The organism is Marinomonas spartinae, from assembly GCF_900089775.1.
Lineage (GTDB): Bacteria > Pseudomonadota > Gammaproteobacteria > Pseudomonadales > Marinomonadaceae > Marinomonas > Marinomonas spartinae.
In genome coordinates this window covers 84,612-103,960 of record NZ_FLOB01000002.1, presented here as the reverse complement: position 1 = coordinate 103,960, position 19,349 = coordinate 84,612, and the positions used below count along the sequence as shown (strand labels likewise).

The window sequence follows — 19,349 nt, the reverse complement described above, 5'->3', positions numbered from 1 at the left end:
TCATATCCTATGTATAAAGGGGTTCGTCTTGCTGTGTCTGCGTTGTGCTTTTAGATAGACAGGTCCACTTATTCAGGAGACCACCATGGCATACTACTGGCCACATTTATATTTATTGTTTTTTATCGTCATCCTTTGGGTGCTGGAAAAATGCTTTCCCAAAGCGATGGAACGTGCAGAAGAAAACCTATTAATCATCGTCATTTCTTCAATTATGGCAGTGTCTTTTGGTCAAGTGATTGCACGTTACGGATTTAATACTGGCTGGGACGCCGCATTGGAATTCAACACTGTCGCATTTTCATGGTTGATTCTACTGGGTATGAGTTATGGCATTAAAACGGGTATTCATTTAGGAGTGGACATTGTAATAAATGCCGTACCTAAACCTATTGCCAAAGCCCTATCTCTGTTTGGCGCGTTTGCTGCCATTATGTATGGCTTAATCCTGTTAGATGCAACTTGGTTATCGATGTTAGGCATTGATGCTCGTGGTGGGGCCATCGAGTATTGGACAAAAATGTTCAAAATCGGTATTGGTACTGAAGAGCTGCGTTACCCAGTCTTTATGCAAGAAATGTTTGACCTAAGACCCCGTGTTCAACGCTGGTTAGTGCTTATTATCTTGCCGATCAGTTTAGCCATGCTGTCTTATCGCTCGTTGCAAGCCTTTATCGATATTGCACGAGGAAAGCGTGACATGTTGATCAGCGGCCACGAGGCGCAAGATCTCGTCAACGCCAACAAAGACTCTTTAAAAGACTAACGCAGGAGCTTTATTGTGGAATCTATTATTTTATTCGGTCTCGTACTGACCCTGCTGTTTATCGGCCTGCCGGTTGGCATCTCGTTGGGCTTGTCGTCCATCTTATTTATTACCTTTTTTTCCCACGACTCCTTGTCGTCGGTGGCAATTTCTTTATTTGGAGCGGGCCAACATTATACCTTGTTAGCCATCCCGTTTTTCATTCTCGCTTCGTCTTATATGTCAACTGGCGGTGTCGCAAAACGCTTGATTAACTTCGCCATTGCCAGTGTTGGACACTTCCGTGGCGGTTTGGCTATGGCGTCCGTTTTGGCGTGTATGATGTTCGCAGCCTTGTCGGGTTCTTCTCCCGCAACCGTAGTCGCGATCGGCTCCATTGCCATTGTAGGGATGCGCCAAGTCGGTTATTCAAAAGAGTTCGCCTCTGGCATCATCGCTAACGCAGGTACATTGGGCATACTCATCCCTCCTTCTATCGTAATGGTGGTGTACGCAGCCGCAACAGATGTGTCTGTTGGTCGTATGTTCTTGGCAGGGGTGGTGCCCGGCTTATTGGCTGGCGTGATGTTAATGATCGCCATCTACGTGGTTGCCCGCATAAAAAACCTACCAGCAGAAGAATGGAAAGGCTTTGGTAATCTTATCCGTGGCGGTAAAGAAGCAGGATGGGGGTTATTTCTTGTCGTTATCATCATGGGCGGGATCTATGGTGGTGTGTTCACGCCAACGGAAGCCGCGGTGGTTGCGGCGGTGTACTCAATTTTCATTGCACTCTTTGTCTATCGAGATATGGGCCCCCTAAAAGGCCAAACCTGGACAAATGATGATGACGCACCTCATGCTCGTGTTGGTTTTAACGGCACCGTGTATGGCGTGTCTTTCTTCCTCGTCTGGGAAATTTTGTCCTTCTTCGCCTTTGCGGACAGCAAAACCGTAACAGGTGGTGATCGCGCTCTTTGGGGAGGCGGCTTCTCTCTGTTACTCGCGATCTTCTACGTCTACAAGCGCTCTTCCCATCTGAAGGAGTCCATCGTAACTTGTTTACTTGCCGGCTTGCCTATTTGGGGACGCAATCTTTCATTGATGCTACGAGGCTTTTTCCCTGCACTGTTTGGTGAAGAGTCTCGCAAAGTAATGCTGGAAGGCACAAAAACCACCATCATGCTGATGTTTATCATCGCCAATGCCCTGTTGTTTGCTCATACCTTATCAGCAGAGCGTATTCCGCAAATGATCACGGAATGGATGTTAAGCGTTGGCTTTAACTGGTTTACTTTCTTGATTGCGGTGAACATTCTTCTGCTCATTGGTGGACAGTTTATGGAACCATCTGGCTTACTGGTCATTGTCGCCCCAGTTGTCTTCCCAATCGCGATGGAGCTAGGAGTGGATCCGATTCACCTTGGTATCATCATGGTCGTCAACATGGAAATTGGTATGATCACGCCACCCATAGGACTAAACCTCTTTGTGACCTCAGGCATCACAGGCATGAGTTTAGCCCGCGTCGTAAAAGCAGCGACACCTTTTATGTTGGTATTAATGGTGTTCTTGATTCTGGTGACCTACATCCCAGAGCTTTCCACCGCCTTACCCTATAGCATCATGGGGCCAGAACTAGTGAAATAATAAAACGGTTTTAATGCATTAAAAAAACGCCCAAATCGGGCGTTTTTTTGCTCTTAGAGCCATACATTGTGATAAAGCTCCTAGGTGTTATGAATCGGACAAAAACCAACGGGCCAGTTTTAGTCGTCTTCGAAATGACCTGCTTTGGCAAATGGACCACCTTGAAAACGTACCGCTGGATCGCTCGAATCGACCACCTCTTCTCGTAGATAAGCTTCCTGCTCAAACACTTCCGAAGAGTCTTTTGGCGTCCACCCTAGAAATTTTGCATGCTTGTTGTCCCACCAAGTGCTTGGGTTATCGGATACACCATACACAACGGTACAACCAAGGCGATCAGCAGCGTACACTTTTTTAATCAGCTCCGCTAAATCGCTTTCACTTAGCCAAGTCGACAACATACGACGATTCAGCGGCTTCGGGAAGCATGAGCCAATGCGAACCAAGGCCGATTCTATTGAAAATTTATCGAAGTAATATTGCGCTAATAACTCGCCAAAGCCTTTCGAAACCCCGTATAGACTGTCCGGTCTCATTTCGCTTTGCGCATCCAGCAACGCCTCCCTGTCATGGAAGCCAATAACATGATTGGAGCTGGCAAAGAAAATGCGCTTAATACCATGTTTACGCGCCGCTTCGTAAAGGTTGTAGGCGCCTTTAATATTGCCATTGAGAATATTATCGAACGTATTTTCCGTGGACACACCACCAAAGTGTACAATTCCGTCACAGCCTTCGACTAACGCCATCACACTGTCGTAATCAGCAAGGTCGCATTGCACAAAGGTTTCACCTGCCCCCAACTCGCTGATTGGGTTTAAATCCGACAATATGACTTCATCCGCCCAACCCGCCAATTTTTTACGCATAGCAGTCCCTAAATTTCCGGCGGCACCTGTTATTAAAACACGTTTCATGGATGACTCCTTAAAGCAAAACTCATCTAAAAAGGAGCGTGAAAATAGACCGCTCCCACCCGTAAAATGTAAAGTTAACTGGTGATCCAATTAGGCAGGGCTAGTGACACAGAAGGAATAAAGGTCACCAATAGCAGGGCAATCAGGATAGCGATATAGAAAGGCCAAATCGTTTTCACAGCTCGTTGGATTGGCACTTGTCCGATGGCGCAACCAACAAATAAACAGCCTCCAACGGGTGGCGTACACAACCCTAGCCCCAAGTTCATCATTAACATGACTCCAAACTGAATCGGATCCATCCCTAAGCCTGTTGCCACGGGCAAAAAGATCGGCGTACAAATCAGAATTAAGGCCGCCATGTCCATAATCATGCCTAATATCAGCAAAATCAGATTCATTAGTAGCAATATGACAACTGGGTTACTAGATATTGATGTCAGCGCATGAGCCAATACTTTAGGGACTTCATATAAGGCCAGCATGTACCCAAATGCTCCCGCACAGCCAACCAACACCATCACCATCCCCGTGGTTCTAACAGAGCGTACCACGGCCACCCAAAAGTCTTTTAGACTCAGTGAACGGTAGACTAACCCAGTAATAACAATGGCATAAATTGCCCCAATGGCACCAGATTCAGTCACTGTGAAGACTCCGGATAAAGAGCCCCCCACGACAATAATTGCGGTGACTAACCCAGGAAAAGAAGCCAAGAAGGAGATAAAAATCACTTTCCAGCCAGCAAACGCTTCGGTTGGGAAGTTCTTTCTAATAGAAACCCAGCGTGCGGCATAACCCAATAACAAACACATTAACATCCCAGGAACCACACCGGCCATAAATAGACTGGCCACCGAAATCCCACCGCCTGCGGCGACCACATATAAGATCATATTGTGACTGGGAGGAATCAAAATACCCGCAATGGAAGACGTCACCGTCACGTTTACCGCGTAATCGTCGTCGTAGCCTTTTTCCTTCATTACAGGAATCAACAAGGACCCCAACGCCGAGGTATCCGCCACCGCAGAGCCAGAGATACCCCCAAACAGCATACTAGCGAACACGTTAACCTGTCCTAAGCCGCCACGCATCCATCCCACACTGGCGGATGCCAGACGAATCAGTCGTGCAGCAATGCCCCCATGCAGCATCAACTCACCGGCAAAAATAAAAAAGGGAATCGCTAACAAAGAGAAGGATGACATACCAGAAATAATTCGCTGAAAGCCAATCATCAATGGAATACCTTCATACCAAAAGGCCCCTAAGGCCGCCATGCCTAACGCAAAAGCAACCGGAACACCAATAATTGTTAAGATACCGAAAACACCCAATAGTAATGCTAAGCCCATATTATTGTCCTCCATTGGCAACAACTGATTGCTTAGCAAACAATTTTTGAATGCCAACTAAGATACGGTATAAAGAAAAGACAAAGATAAGCCCGCCTGCCACCATAACGGGAGCATAACGAAGGCCATCGGGAATACCTAATAAGGGAATTAAGCGGTACCAGCCAAACGTCATCAGTTCGTGGCAATAATAGAGCATGGCTGCACCGAACCCTGCAAGAGAGGTGTCGATCAGTATATCAATCACACGATTGACCTTTTCTGGCAACAGTAAAGAGACCATATCAACACTAAGATGGGTTCTTTCATGGATTCCGACGGCAGCCCCCAAAAAGGTAATGGTGATGATCAATAGCATGGCCATTTGTTCCACCCAAGTGGGTGTGTTGTTTAATACATATCGACCATAGACAAGCAACCCAAACGACATCACCAGTACAATCATACATAGACCAGAGATCGTCATGGCTAAAAAAGCAAGTGCGTCCAAAAAACGCTTAACAAAAGAGGCCCTAATTGAAGCAGTCATCACATTACTCTTCTACAAAGTCAATGATAGCCACTGACCAGTAAAGGACAGTGGCTCCCAACATTGAGAGACCTTTTCTCGTAACATCTTTCCAAGGCCTCAATAGCTTAAGGTGTTTCTTGAATTTGTTTGATCAGAGGAGTAAGTGCAGGGGTCGCTTTTTCCGCCTCGGCATAGACAGGCTTCATCTTCGCTTGGAAAGCAGCTTTGTCTTTTATTTCATTAACAATCACACCGGCTTTGAGCAATTTGGCACGGCTTTTCTGTACACGCTCTGCCCACAGTTTACGTTCGAGTACAGCACTGTCCTGAGCTGCTTTTCGAACAGCCTTTTGATCCGCTGGCGACAAGCTATTCCACGCGGCTTTGCTCACGGCCAATACTTCAGGAAGAATCAGATGCTGCGTTAACGAGTAATATTTAGCCACTTCATAGTGGTTGCTGGAATCGTAAGAAGGCCAGTTATTTTCTGCGCCGTCTACAACGCCCGTTTTCAAGGCTTGATAGACTTCGGAATACGCCATGGGCGTCGCGTTACCACCTAGCTCCTTGACCATGTCAACATACAATTCGTTGTTCATAACTCGGAATTTCATGCCCTTCATATCAGCAGGTTTCGTGATCGGATGCTTAGTGTTATAAAAAGAACGAGAACCGGAGTCATACCAAGCCAAAGCAATAATCCCTTGTTTTGCCATAGCTTTAGCCAACTCTTTCCCTACTGGGCCATCCATTACACGATGCATATGGGACTCATTTTTGAAAATAAAAGGCAATGACACCACATTGACTTCTGGCACCATGGTACCAATTGGCCCAAGGTTAAACTCCGCAAATTGAATGCCGTTTACTTGCAGCATTTGGATCGCATCATTTTGATCCCCTAGGATGCCACCGTTATAAACGCGCCCTGAGACACGCCCATCGGTGGCCTTCTCAACATGCTTCATAAAAGATTCAATCCCCACCGTGACGGGATAGCCAGCCGGGTGAACATTCCAACCTTTCCAATCAGCATGAGCTAATGGCGCCAAGGTTAAAGTCGCGGCAATGGAGCCAGTTAACAGCAATGCTGAAGTCAGTTTTTTAATGGAACATTTTTTTATCATTATTTTAATCCCCTAATATGTCGTTGATAACGAGCTTATCCAAAAAGCGAGTTTGTCATACAAGCAAAGACTTTTTTAACACAAAAGTAATTCATCATACAACAGTCATCATATGTTTTATTTTTCTAAAAAAGTAATGCCTGTCCTCATACCTTTAGAACAATAGAAGTAACAACGAAAAATAGCTAAATTTAACCGACGGGGGTTAACAGTGGTTTTTGATTAAAATGGGCCGCCAAATTGTCCACTACCAGCTGCGCCATAGCCGCTCGTGTTTCATGGGTGCCACTTGCACAATGGGGCTGTAGAACCACATTGTCTAACGTGGATAAGGCTTCTGGTACGTTTGGCTCATCAACAAAGACATCTAATCCCGCCCCTTTTATTCCACCGGCTTCGAGAAGCGCGACCAAAGCCTGCTCATCGACCACCGAACCACGAGCAATATTGATAAAATAGCCCTGCTCACCTAACGCCTCTAGCACTTCTCGGGTAATCATACCTTGTGTTTCGGAACCACCAGGAACGGCGGCGACCAAAATATCCACATTGTTCGCCATCTCCTTTAGATTCGAAAAATAGGGGTAGCTCACATCCGCTTGCGGACGCCGGCCAAAGTAACTAATCTCCATGCCAAAGCTTTCTGCTCGTTTCGCAATGGCTTTACCAATTCGTCCAAGACCGATAATCCCCATACGCTTGCCTTCGATCCTAGTATTAAGCTGGATCGGACCATCTTGTTGCCATTTCCCTTGACGAACCCAGTCCATACCTGGCACCAGACGGCGTACCGTAGCAAGCGTTAACATCAAGGCCATATCGGCAACATCATTGGTCAAGACATCCGGCGTATTAGTTACTGCCACACCTCGCTTGATACACTCTTCAACACAAATAGAATCAAAGCCAACACTGCCGCAGGCAACGATTTCGAGTTTAGGGAGCTGGTCCAACAACGACTCAGAAAAGCCACCGCCTCCCGTTGTTATAACCGCACGAATGGCTTCTCCATGGGATTTGATTATCTGCTGTTTATCAGCTTGATCCGCTAAGTCATAACGATGTAATTGATAACGTTCTGCTAGCACGGCCATTTGAGTTGGGTAGCCAGGTGCCACAACCAATACTTCTATTTTCCCCATAGTAACCTCCTGTTTCGTTCACCCATAAAAGTACGATGTTAACCGCCAGTCATGGCAATAATCATAGGGATACAAACCACGATCACCACTGACGAGAAGACGGTAGAGGTGGCAATCGCATTGGCAGTCGACTTGCCATCATCGCCTTTTGCCACCGCCGTCACATAAGCGGATGCCGCTGTTGGCGCGGCCAAAAAGACAAACAAAAACAGTAACTCTTTTTGCGAAAAGCCAAGGAAAAAAGCCACTAAGGTAAACAACGCTGGGCTAATAATCACCTTACAGGCTAAAGCAATCGGAAAACGTTTTGGTAACGCCCACCCACTGGTCACCAGTGCGCCACCAATACAAATTAGGGCCAAAGGCAAAGAAAGGTTCCCCACCAAATGCGCCGTTTTGAGAACAAATAAAGGCAGTTTTAAACCCATAAGATTCGCAACCGTTCCCAAGACAATGGCAAGAATCAGCGGGTTCTTTACCAGGCTTTTCAACAATGACACCAGATGCAAATGCCCTTTGCTATAGCGCGTCAAAATCACTTCTGCCAGCACATTAAACAGCAGAATACTCAGACCCGCCATAATGCCGCCTATCGCTACCCCCTCTTGGCCAAACATATTCACAACAAGGGCAAGACTAAAAATGCCACAATTGCCACGAAAGGCAATTTGCACAAATACCCCTCGCTGCATAGAAGGCAAATCAAGCCTTACCGCGAGAAACCAAGCAAATAAAAAGGTCAGAACGATCGACGAGGCAAAGTAAAGGGCAAAATCCAAACTGATCAGGCCACTTAAATTATTCGACAGCATGCCTAAAAACAGCAAGGTCGGCATCGCCACTTTAAAAACAAAGCGTGAGCTAATGAGAATAAAATCATCGTTTAATAAACGAATCCGCCGCAAAAAAGCGCCGACAGCAATCATTAATAAAACGGGAGCCGCCACCTCTAAAATAACGCCTTTGGTCTCTAGTAACATATTTCTCTCAATAAAGGGCATACATTTCAATGCATGCCCTATCAGCTCGTTGTAAAAACCGTTACTTTACACGATGAGCTTACCATCGACTAGCTGAGGAATAGACATAGGGTTACTGTCTTTAATCGCACAAGGAATTAGGGCTTCGGGGAAATCTTGGTAACAAACAGGGCGCAAGAAGCGGTCTATCGCAGAGCTACCCACTGACGTTGAACGACTATCAGAGGTAGCAGGGAATGGGCCACCATGCACCATGGCTTGACATACTTCCACCCCCGTCGGGTAGCCATTACACAACAAACGACCCGCTTTGCGCTCAAACACTGGCAACAAAGTACGCACCGCTTCCACATCCTCATCATTCATCTGAATAGTGATCGTCAACTGGCCTTCCACATGCTCCGCAACGGCTTTGTATTCTTCTAAGCTACGGCATTTTATAATCAAAGAAGTCGACCCGAATACTTCATCCTCCATTCCCAGATCAGCAAGAAAAGCGCTAGCTTCCGTCACAAACACATGGGCTTGGCACTGGTTTGGCGTATAGGCTTGCTGTCCTTTCGCCACTAATGTCACTTTATTATTGGCTTCAAGGGCGGCAACACCGGCACAGTAAGCATCGTAAATCCCCCCCGTTAGCATCGTTTGACTGTTCAATGCACGGGTGTCTGCGACGACTTGCGCTAAAAAGTCATCAAAACCGTCACCTTCTAATGCAACCACCAAACCAGGATTAGTACAGAACTGCCCTGCCCCCATGGCTAATGAGGTAACAAAACCGGAGGCCACTTTTTTCGCCTGGGTCGCCAATTTACTGGGCATCACAAAAACCGGATTAATACTGCTCATTTCCGCGTAAACCGGAATCGGTTCAGGGCGACGTTGAGCAATATTGACCAGCGCCAGTCCCCCTTTGCGCGAGCCAGTGAAACCAACAGCTTTAATATAAGGATGAGCCACAAGCTCACCAGCTATTTGATTATCTGAAACAAACAGTAAAGAGAAGACACCTGCTGGCATAGCCGATTTTTCCACAGCGCTTTGAATTGCACGACCGATCAGCTCCGATGTCCCAGGATGAGCCGGATGGGCTTTCGCTACCACTGGGCACCCCGCCGCCAGTGCTGACGCCGTATCGCCACCCGCCACAGAAAAGGCCAATGGAAAATTACTGGCACCAAATACGGCAACCGGGCCTAAGGGAATTTTTTGCAAACGTAAATCAGCACGAGGAAGCGGTGTACGATCCGGCATCGCAGGATCAATACGAGCATCACTGAATCCTCCCATGCGAATGACCGAAGCAAACAAACGAAGTTGCCCCATCGTACGACCTCGCTCCCCTTCAATACGCGCCTTTAGCAGACCACTCTCTGCAACAGCACGCTCGACTAAGGTATCCCCTAGAGCAAGAATCTCATCCGCAATACATTCTAAAAAGCTCGCTCTTTTTTCAATGTCCAAAGCACGGTATAGGTCGAAGGCTTGCCAAGCCGCATCAACCGCTTGATCCACATGCGCTTTGCTACACCCTAAATAGCCAGGCTCAAGAGCCTCATTAGTCGCTGGATTAATGCCATGGAGCGCCTTGTCCGAGCCTAATACAGCTTGACCTGCGATGAGTGATGTTCCCTTAAGAATGGTATTGCTTTGCATGCTATTCCCCTAGTTTTTTATAAAAACACTCATACCTAGTTGCTAGGCCTCGATTAAAGCGAGTTTGGCTTACTCTAATCGAATTTATTGTTGTCCTGGTATCGCTGATACAAATGGTAAGCACGATACAAATGATTGTGCATGGCTTGTTTGGCCCCTTCTGCATCTTTGTTTTTAATACAGTTAAGTATCTCAAGATGCTCTGAGCGCACACGCTGTAAATAGCTGTCCGTTGCGACCTGTTTTAAATCACTGTTTACTAAATTCGCTCGTGGTATCACGTTCTTATTAAACTGCTCATAAAATTGCTTTAAAAACGGGTTGCGTGTTGCGGTACAAATGGCCAAATGAAATTCATAGTCTTCCTTGCGAGCCAACTCACCACGACTAAGTGCCTCATCAAACGCTTGAAAATGAGCTTCTAACAGGGCTACTTCTTCCTCTGTACGACGCAATGCCGCCAGCTCACACGCCGTGGTTTCCACGCTAATACGCATTTCTAAAATGTGCAAAATATCATCGATGGCGGTTGGATCAATTTGATAGGCAAACAGGGTTTCTGCGGCTTGCGTTCTCAATACACTGGTTCCAACGCCACGCTTAGTCTCCACCAAGCCTAACGACTTTAACTGTGTAATCGCTTCACGAATAACCGTTCGACTCACCCCAAACAAATCACACAACTCATTTTCTGTCGGCAGCTTATCTCCTACGGCTATGGCACCTGCAGCAATTTGTTGCTCCAGTTGTTTTGCCACATTACTGGCTAAGCTATCGCTTTTGCCCACCCGTTCAATTTGAAATCGATTTACCAATTTACCCTCGCTATTCATGATAAACATGCATCTTTGTCTGAAAATAAGAACATTACCCTAGGGTTCCAGCTCCCACAAGCAAAGGTTTTCATCTGTACACATTACCCATCACTCATCGAACCAATGCCGGTTTTTTCGGATCAAATGTCCAACCTGGGATCAAAAACTGCATCGCCAAACTGTCATCACGCTGCCCCAATGTGAGCGTTTTGTACAATTCATGGGCTTGTATTAAGTTATCGCGATCCAGGTCGATGCCAAGGCCCGCTTTTGTCGGTACCTTGATTTTGCCTGCGCGAATCTTAAGCGGCTCTTTGGTGAGACATTGCCCATCTTGCCAAATCCAATGGGTATCAATGGCGGTCACTTCACCAGGACAAGCCGCTGCCACATGGGTCATCATTGCCAAAGAAATATCAAAGTGATTATTACTGTGTGAGCCCCAGGTCATGCCCCATTCGTTACACAACTCACCAACCGCCACCGCCCCTTGAATAGTCCAAAAATGGCAATCCGCTAAAGGAATATCGACCGAGTCCAAACGCACAGCGTTCTTCAATTGCTGCCAGTCAGTGGCAATCATATTGGTGGCGGTTTTCAATCCGGTACGACGCTTAAATTCGGCCATGGTTTCTCGACCAGACCAAGCCCCCTCTTGCCCGCAAGGGTCTTCAGCGTAACTCAGCATGTGTTTCACTGGTGTTAAATAGTCTATCGCTTGCTGAAGAGTCCAAGCCCCATTGGGATCAAGTGTCAGGCGGGCATCAGGAAAAGCCTCATACAAAGCAGCAATACACTCTGCTTCTTTATGCCCATCCAGCACCCCACCTTTTAATTTAAAATCTTTAAAGCCATAACGGGCATAAGCCGCTTTTGCTAGGTTAACAATAGCCTCAGGCGAAGTGGCTTCCTTAGCGCGAACCACATCCCAATCGTCCAGAGGGTAATCGTAGGCAGGGTAAGGTAAATCGGTTTTTGTACGATCCCCTAGAAAGAATAAATACCCCAGTGCTTCTATGTCGTCACGCTGTTTACCATACTGGCCAAGCAAATCGACAACAGGCAATCCCATATTTTGCCCCGCCAAATCCAACAGTGCCGATTCAATCGCAGTAATCACATGGACCGCGGTGCGCAAATCAAACGTTTGATTACCACGCACATCGTCAGATTGGCCTGATATGGCATGACGAACCTGACTAATAATCGACTTCCATTTTCCAACGTTCTGACCTTCAACAATGGCACGACACTGCTCTAGTGTGTTGATAATTTTATCGGTTGCTGGAACTTCACCCAGACCGATATTGCCATCATTATCCTCTAAGACAACAACCGTGCGGATAAACCAAGGAGCATGGCCTCCGCTTAAATTTAATAGAAAACTATCGTAACCGGCGACAGGAACAACCTGCATTTTTTTTATTGTTGTAAACATAATACGGGCCTACTTTGTCCATAGAGGCCTTTTAATGCTGTATTAGCATCCACAGCCGTTGTGAAAAGGTCTCTCATAAAAAAAAGAGAAGGCTGACACAAAACCCCAACCTCCTTAAGGGAGTTAGCTGTTTTTCTTAATAAGCGCTTCTAGTTGGGCATACTCCGCCGCATTGGGCATAGTCAAAGGCGCACGCACAGCTCCCGCTGACTGACCAGTGATGGTCGCCCCTGCTTTGATCAAGCTTACCGCGTAACCTTTTTTCGTATCTCGCAAGCGACAAAAAGGAATGAAAAAGCCTTTAATAATGGCGGTAACCGTATTTTTCTCACCGGCACGCAATGCTTTGTAAAACTTATTGGCCATCTCCGGCATAAAGTTAAACACCGCAGAGGAGTAGGTATTCACACCAATAGACAAGTAAGCTTCAGCGAAAATTTCCGCCGTTGGTACGCCACCGATGTAAACCAAACGATCACCAACGGTTTTAATGGTGTCATTCAACGCGGCAATATTACCCACACCGTCTTTCAAAGACACCATATTCGGGTTACGAGCCGCGAGCTCTTTTACACGCTCAGCGGACAAACTGCCATTGGCACGATTGTAGTAGATAAAATGGATGTTGCTTGATGCCATTACCTGACTAGCGTACTCCACAATACCGTCTTCAGGACATTCCGTCAGAAATGGCGGCATCAACAAAATACCATCACAACCGGCTTTATCAGCAATGCTAACGAATTTCTTAGCGTCTGACACACTCCGTCCTGCAGAAGCAATAACTGGCACACGGCCCTTTACTGTCGCAACGGATAACTCAACAATTTGGCGATAATCCTCTTCATCCAGAGAGAAAAACTCACCCGTTCCCCCCGCAACAAAAATAGCAGACACACCATGCTCAATAAACGACTCTAAGCGCTGACGGAATGTCCCAGCATTAAATTTACCACTGGCATCAAAATCCGTCACAGGAAACGACAGCAGCCCATCACTCAACGCCGATCTCATTTGTTCTACAGAAAAAGCCATGCTTTCTTCCTCATTATTTTTATCGTTGAAAGTAAAGCCTTAAAAAGACTATTTAAATGATTTAGGAGGTAGCAATTTAACCTATATAATGTATTACATCATACAACAAAGATGGTAAATGGCAACCTGTATATCGACTCACTGTGATCATCAAGTCACCGGCGCTGGATTAAATAACACCAAATCGTTATGTAACCCCAAACGGTCAGCCGCTACTTGCTTACGGCCACTGGCCACGTCAATAATCAAATGAAACAGCTCCCAACCCGCTTCTTCTAAAGTAATCTCTTTGGTGGCAACACGACCGGCGTCTAGATCGATCAGATCATGCCAACGATGACCTAGATTACTGTTGGTTGAGACTTTAATGACTGGCACCACCTCAAGACCATAAGGTGTGCCACGACCCGTGGTAAACACATGCAAGTTCATCCCGGAAGCGAACTGTAAGGTGCCACAAATAAAATCGCTTGCTGGGGTTGCCGCAAAGTTAAGACCGCGCTTACGAATACGTTCGCCGGGACTTAACACATCAACAATTGGACTGTTGCCAGACTTCGTAATCGACCCAAGGGACTTTTCAACGATATTATTTAACCCCCCTTTTTTATTACCGGGCGTGGTATTGGCGCTGCGATCCGCTTGACCCAAGCTCAAATAATCGTCGTACCACTGCATTTCACGCAACAAGGCTTTGGCTACCTCTACGCTTTGGGCACGCGGCGTTAGCAAATGAATCGCGTCGCGCACTTCAGTGACCTCAGAAAACATCACAGAACCCCCAGCGCGAATAACCAGATCGGAGGCATACCCCACAGCGGGATTGGCGGTAATACCTGAAAAAGCATCGCTGCCACCGCATTGCACACCCACAACCAATTCAGACAAAGGACAGGGTTCGCGACGACGTCGGTTCAAACGCTCAAGGTGGGACTCTGCCATTGCCATAATGCTATCAACCATGTCTTGAAAACCGTGATGTACTTCGTCTTGCAGGCTAACCACATTGTCTTTTAACCATTGAGCTGCATCAGAATTCGGCAAAATATTCACCGCTTGCGCATCGTCGATATCAAGTAAACGATGAGGTTGGAGTTTTTCACACCCCAAACCAATGACCATCACCTCACCACCAAAATTGGGATTTTTCGCCATGTTTTGTAAGGTACGAATTGGCACAATCGCCGCAGGAGCATTGATAGCCACGCCACAACCATAACTATGATTGAGAGCGACCACCCCATCGACGTTCGGATATTTTGGTAACAAAGTATGCTTAATGAGCTTTACTAGGTATTCCGTTACACCAGAAACACACTGCACACTCGTACTGATACCGAGCAGATTTTTTGTTCCCGCAGAACCGTCTGAATTTCTATAACCATCAAAGGTATAGCCTTCTAGGGGGGCAATGTCTGGCTTAACGCGCGTCGCTAATGGCAGCTCATCCAACTTAGGTGGCGTAGGCATAATCATTAACGCTTCCGACACCCAACGCCCGACTGCCAATGGCTCCTTTGCGTACCCAATCACTTCGTTGTAACGAATGATGTCTTGCCCTTGATCAATCGCTGTTAGTGTCACTTTATGACCCTGTGGCACTGCTTCTTTTAATACAATACCACCTTCTAACTCTGCTCCCGCTGGGGCCCCACCTTGATTAACAATAATCGCCACATTATCGTTCGCGTGGATTTTGATTAGCACATATTCATTCATACCTGCCCTCAACTGCATTCAAACCTTTGGTTTTATCATTATTTTTATGCCACTAATGAAAGCTTTCAAAGCAGCCAAGAATCTCAAGCAAATACTGTCTATATTCACTACCAAAAATCATACATCATACATTTGTCTTTTCAAGAAAGTTTTAGCTATTTCGCTTTTAACTAAAAATGCCGCTCATTTGAGCGGCATTTGATTTAATCTATCCATTTGTTTTTAAAGTAATTACGGCATTATAAGTCCTATAAGAACACACTAACCAATGCTGCGATTAATCCGTAGATGACCATAGGTACCACCGTACGTTTCATAATAAAGCCCTCTTTATGGCTAATACCCAATATGGTCGATACTGCAATGATGTTATTCAAGCAAACCATATTCCCCATCGCTCCACCAACTGACTGCAAGGCTAAAATCAGTGTTTGCGGCAAGCCAACGCTCACTGCAATACTTTGCTGAATGGCACCAAAGGTTAGGTTAGACACGGTGGCCGAACCTGAGAAGAAGGCCCCTAATGCTCCTAAGTAGGAAGCAAAATAGGTCCATTTATCACCAGTTAATTCGGCAAAGGAGTGGCCGATAACTAGCACAGGAGAATCTAACTTACCCAGCATCATGAACTTCACCATGACTAGGGCCCCCATTAACGAAATAGACGGCCACAGAATACGACGTCGACAATCCGAAAACGCCTCAAACACTTGGCCTTTAGACATTTTGAGAATCGGAATAGAAATAAGCACAACCACTAAAAATGGAATCAAGGCAGGCACGTAGAGCGTCTTATAAGCCCATGACACACTGGTTCCAAAAATGTGTGTCAGAGAAATGGCTAACGAATCCGTTACACTTACCTGAGTACTACCAAGGCTACCATGTAACCAAGGTGTCATGTCCGTCAAGATCTGCTTTATACCTAGCTGCTTAATCCGAGTAATGATCAAGATCCCTACTAAGAGAATCATCGGGCTAATGGCGATCGCCAAAGCTTTACCGCTTACCCCTTTACGCTTTTCACTATGTCGCGTCTCATTCGACAAACCAATATGGTGACGAGCCAGAAAGACACTGATGACTAAGCCAATTACACCACCTAACAACGAAGGGAATTCATAATTCCATTGGGCAATCAGTAAATAAGGTAAAGTACAGGACAAAACACTCAACAAGATAAAAATAATGTTACGACGGATATCTTGCCAGCTCACCACAAAGCGCAACGCAATAATCGGAATGAAAAAAGCCGCAATGGTATGAACAAGAGCGGTATATTGAGAGATACTTAAAATTTCCGCATCTTTTAAATTTAACGGTGCAAAACCAAACCAAGTCGGCGTGCCAACAGCCCCGAACGATACCGGTACCGAGTTCATGGTTAGCGTCAGCAAAATCACTTTGATGGGATTAAAGCCTAACCCCACCAAAATGGGCGCGGCAATCGCGGCAGGCGTACCAAAACCCGAAGCACCTTCAATCATAAAGGCAAACGCCCAACCAATAATCATCAGCTGAGCAACGGCATTCGTACTGATGCTCTCTAACCAATGACGCACGATATTCTCAGCACCAGACAATACCATCACTCGGTTCAACAATATTGCCCCCGCGATAATTGAAATCGGGGTGAGAGTCGATAACACGCCAGAGATTGCGTTGGCTAACAGAAGGGTTTGATTCGCATGAAAATAAAAAACCTGAAATATGCCGACCAGTAACGCCGTGGCGGGTAACGCAATATAGGAAGGGACAGGATGCTTTTTTGTCATTGCATAGATTAATAAAACAATAGGGAATATGGATACCAGTAAATCCATTGTATTTCTCCACTCAATGTCCTGATGGACGTCATATTATTTTTGTTTTTTGCAGCCGATGGCTGCAATTGGGAATGCGCCAATTATTAGGGAGAGAAGAAACAAAGACCATCTAGTACTTTTTCAGAAACAATCTAATAGAATTTGACAAAACACAAAATCACTACTAAATGGAAAAATTATTACATAATAATCAATATGTTATATTTTTATTCACAAAAACCTCTCTTCACTATTAGTGTGATTTTGGAATCAATGAATTCTTCCTTAGTGCATAATGAAATAACAACAAACACTTTATATAAAATTTTCTTATAACAAAATCACCACTACATCATAGAGGCGCGCTTAGCTCCTCCCTATGTTCTCTCATCCACTGGGCCAATGAATCCAATGTTGGTTTTAAGGTTTTGCCAAGCTCCGTCACTTGATATTCCACTCGTGGCGGCATTTCTGGGTACATGGCTCGTGTCACCAAACCTATCGATTCAAAGGCTCTTAATTGTTTGGTGAGTTCTTTCTGTGTGATAGGCGCTACCGCTCTTTGCAGTGCACCAAAACGAATCGCATCATCCACCACGATTAAACGATAGAGAATCGGAATGGCCCATTTTCCTGAGACAAGATTGACAAAATCCACCATAGGACAAGGTTCAGTAGACTGAGTAAATAATGTGGTCATTAATATTTTCCTCTTTAGTATCTATTTGGTACCTACTATTAAAAACATACTAATATACTGATAATGCGACCACTTAACCAACACAACAAGGTGGTATTTTATATGAAACGTCTATTAGACAAGCATGCTCTGATCACGGGTGGCACCGCAGGAATAGGATTAGAAACCGCCAGACAGTTTTTACAAGAAGGCGCTCATGTCGCTATTACGGGTCGTAGCGACATCGGATTAAAAGCGGCAAGGGAAGAATTTGCTGGCCGTCTCTTAGTGTTAAAAAGCGATGCGAGTATTGTCGCGGAACAAACGCGTCTTGCTGAGCAGATCAGCGTATCTTTCCCTAAATTAGACATAGTGTTTATTAATGCCGGCGATGTCACTCATCAACCACTAGAAAAATGGGATGAAAACACCTTTGATCACGTTCTCAATACCAATTTAAAGGGGCCGCTTTTTCTTATCCAGTCACTTTTGCCACACCTCTCCGCGTCTGCTTCCATTATTCTTTGTGGTAGTGTTTCCGCCCAAATAGGTTTGCCACAAAGTAGCGTTTACGCTGCCAGCAAATCCGGACTCATTTCTTTAGCCAGGACATTATCCGGCGAATTAAAAGATCGAGGAATCAGAGTTAACGTCCTTAGCCCAGGTCCAACACAAACCGATGCCTTTAAAAAATTTGGTCTAGAACAAGAAGAGGAGAACGCTCTGCGAGCGGAGGTAAGCAATCTTATTCCTTTAAAACGCATGGGATCGGCAATCGAACTAGCAAAAGCAGCCGTGTTTTTAGCCTCAGACGAATCCGCTTACATGCTCGGCTCTGAGTTATTGATGGATGGCGGCATTGGCAATGTCTAAGTAGACACCTAAACAGGCCCGACCCAACGTCGTCTTCGATACCTATCAAAAACGTGCTTTTTCTCCACTCTCATTTCAGGCATATGCTGTTGAATTAAAGCTATTGTATCGGCAATCAAACTCTCCATCATTTCAGCGCCTTCTAAAAAAGGCGCTTTATAAATCGCCTCAAAGCGCTGCCAACAGTTTTCAGGTTGAATAGGCAGCTCCTTTAAACTCTGTTCAAGGCTCTTAAAATCTACAGAGAACATACCGTTTAGGGCAAATAACAAAAGTCCCATGCGTTTTTGAATACCTGAGATCAAACCATAATAAATGGGTAAGTCTTGACGGTGGGCATATAATTTCAAATCTGGTGAGATAATAGCCGCTAGATGTAGAGCAACCACTTCTTGGCGTTTTTTCAGTGGAAAATGTAGATCATTACGCCACTGTATTAATTGCGAGGAGGTTTTTAACACCATACCATTTTGAATAACCCATAAGGTTTCCTGAATGGCATTGGTCAGTGAAGCCGTTTCGATAGACCGAATAAAACCATCAATGACTTCCTCCGAGCAATGCCAAAGATCGATTTTTAGACCATCAACATAAAAATAGTCGGTTATCAAACCATTCCCATCAGGCCTTGAAAAAGTAGCATCGGTGCCCGCCGTCCTTTTTACCATCTCCTGTCTATCACTAAGAGAAGGTAAGCTTGTATAAAACAGACCTATTTCAATATCAGAGTAATCATCCGCCCAACCTTTGGCGACAGAGCCGCCAATAAGAGCCGTGTGATAATCCATAACGCACAGACGAGAGAGCAATTTTCGTGCAAATTTAACTCTAAGGGTGATAGCTTGATTCATTTTGTTACCACTCTACAAAAATGGTACGACAGGTAAGCTGCTGTACAA

General features: G+C 45.5%; 17 protein-coding genes. 3 read left to right on the top strand and 14 right to left on the bottom strand.

The window, feature by feature from the left end:
• The first annotated feature begins 85 nt into the window (after nucleotides 1–85).
• Together MSP8886_RS04595 and MSP8886_RS04590 are read left to right on the top strand one after the other, a co-directional pair.
• A complete protein-coding gene (locus tag MSP8886_RS04595) occupies nucleotides 86–766 on the top strand; it encodes a TRAP transporter small permease (protein WP_067013237.1) in 681 nt (226 codons plus the stop codon).
• 15 nt (nucleotides 767–781) lie between these two features.
• Complete coding sequence (locus MSP8886_RS04590) at nucleotides 782–2,395, top strand: TRAP transporter large permease (RefSeq protein ID WP_067013235.1); 1,614 nt, start codon at nucleotides 782–784, stop codon at nucleotides 2,393–2,395.
• 119 nt (nucleotides 2,396–2,514) lie between these two features.
• On the opposite strand, the gene MSP8886_RS04585 is transcribed toward MSP8886_RS04590, so the two are convergent.
• From MSP8886_RS04585 to MSP8886_RS04525, 13 genes are all read right to left on the bottom strand, one after another.
• Nucleotides 2,515–3,312, bottom strand: a complete 798-nt coding sequence (locus MSP8886_RS04585; protein WP_067013233.1) for an NAD-dependent epimerase/dehydratase family protein — start codon at nucleotides 3,310–3,312, stop codon at nucleotides 2,515–2,517.
• 74 nt (nucleotides 3,313–3,386) lie between these two features.
• Nucleotides 3,387–4,670, bottom strand: coding sequence for a TRAP transporter large permease (locus tag MSP8886_RS04580; protein WP_067013231.1), 1,284 nt, complete (start codon nucleotides 4,668–4,670; stop codon nucleotides 3,387–3,389).
• 1 nt (nucleotide 4,671) lies between these two features.
• The gene (locus MSP8886_RS04575) at nucleotides 4,672–5,199 is read right to left on the bottom strand and encodes a TRAP transporter small permease (protein WP_067013229.1); all 528 of its coding nucleotides are present in this window, start codon (nucleotides 5,197–5,199) and stop codon (nucleotides 4,672–4,674) included.
• A gap of 107 nt (nucleotides 5,200–5,306) precedes the next feature.
• Nucleotides 5,307–6,308: a TRAP transporter substrate-binding protein gene (locus MSP8886_RS04570; RefSeq protein WP_067013227.1), complete on the bottom strand. Its 1,002-nt coding sequence runs from the start codon at nucleotides 6,306–6,308 to the stop codon at nucleotides 5,307–5,309.
• 191 nt (nucleotides 6,309–6,499) lie between these two features.
• Nucleotides 6,500–7,450 carry a 2-hydroxyacid dehydrogenase gene (locus tag MSP8886_RS04565; protein WP_067013225.1) on the bottom strand — a complete coding sequence of 317 codons (951 nt, stop codon included), beginning with the start codon at nucleotides 7,448–7,450 and terminating at the stop codon, nucleotides 6,500–6,502.
• Between the two features lie 38 nt (nucleotides 7,451–7,488).
• The gene (locus tag MSP8886_RS04560; protein ID WP_067013223.1) at nucleotides 7,489–8,430 is read right to left on the bottom strand and encodes an AEC family transporter; all 942 of its coding nucleotides are present in this window, start codon (nucleotides 8,428–8,430) and stop codon (nucleotides 7,489–7,491) included.
• A gap of 66 nt (nucleotides 8,431–8,496) precedes the next feature.
• Nucleotides 8,497–10,086: an aldehyde dehydrogenase (NADP(+)) gene (locus MSP8886_RS04555; RefSeq protein WP_067013221.1), complete on the bottom strand. Its 1,590-nt coding sequence runs from the start codon at nucleotides 10,084–10,086 to the stop codon at nucleotides 8,497–8,499.
• A 74-nt stretch (nucleotides 10,087–10,160) separates the two neighbouring features.
• Nucleotides 10,161–10,919: a FadR/GntR family transcriptional regulator gene (locus MSP8886_RS04550; RefSeq protein ID WP_067013219.1), complete on the bottom strand. Its 759-nt coding sequence runs from the start codon at nucleotides 10,917–10,919 to the stop codon at nucleotides 10,161–10,163.
• A gap of 94 nt (nucleotides 10,920–11,013) precedes the next feature.
• Entirely contained in the window at nucleotides 11,014–12,339 is a 1,326-nt protein-coding gene (locus tag MSP8886_RS04545) for an enolase C-terminal domain-like protein (protein ID WP_067013218.1), read from the bottom strand.
• Between the two features lie 123 nt (nucleotides 12,340–12,462).
• On the bottom strand, nucleotides 12,463–13,374 hold the full coding sequence (locus MSP8886_RS04540) for a 5-dehydro-4-deoxyglucarate dehydratase (RefSeq protein WP_067013216.1): 912 nt from the start codon (nucleotides 13,372–13,374) through the stop codon (nucleotides 12,463–12,465).
• Nucleotides 13,375–13,524: 150 nt separating this feature from the next.
• Nucleotides 13,525–15,093: a galactarate dehydratase gene (garD, locus tag MSP8886_RS04535; protein WP_217491116.1), complete on the bottom strand. Its 1,569-nt coding sequence runs from the start codon at nucleotides 15,091–15,093 to the stop codon at nucleotides 13,525–13,527.
• 248 nt (nucleotides 15,094–15,341) lie between these two features.
• A complete protein-coding gene (locus MSP8886_RS04530) occupies nucleotides 15,342–16,916 on the bottom strand; it encodes an L-lactate permease (RefSeq protein ID WP_067013212.1) in 1,575 nt (524 codons plus the stop codon).
• 334 nt (nucleotides 16,917–17,250) lie between these two features.
• Nucleotides 17,251–17,598, bottom strand: coding sequence for a winged helix-turn-helix transcriptional regulator (locus MSP8886_RS04525; protein WP_067013210.1), 348 nt, complete (start codon nucleotides 17,596–17,598; stop codon nucleotides 17,251–17,253).
• A gap of 102 nt (nucleotides 17,599–17,700) precedes the next feature.
• Between MSP8886_RS04525 and MSP8886_RS04520 the strand changes: the two genes are divergently transcribed.
• Nucleotides 17,701–18,450 (top strand): SDR family oxidoreductase, encoded by a 750-nt coding sequence (locus MSP8886_RS04520; protein ID WP_067013208.1) that lies wholly within the window; start codon nucleotides 17,701–17,703, stop codon nucleotides 18,448–18,450.
• An 8-nt stretch (nucleotides 18,451–18,458) separates the two neighbouring features.
• Here the strand turns inward: MSP8886_RS04520 and MSP8886_RS04515 are convergent, their stop codons facing one another.
• Entirely contained in the window at nucleotides 18,459–19,301 is an 843-nt protein-coding gene (locus MSP8886_RS04515; RefSeq protein ID WP_067013206.1) for a hypothetical protein, read from the bottom strand.
• Between the last annotated feature and the right edge of the window lie 48 nt (nucleotides 19,302–19,349).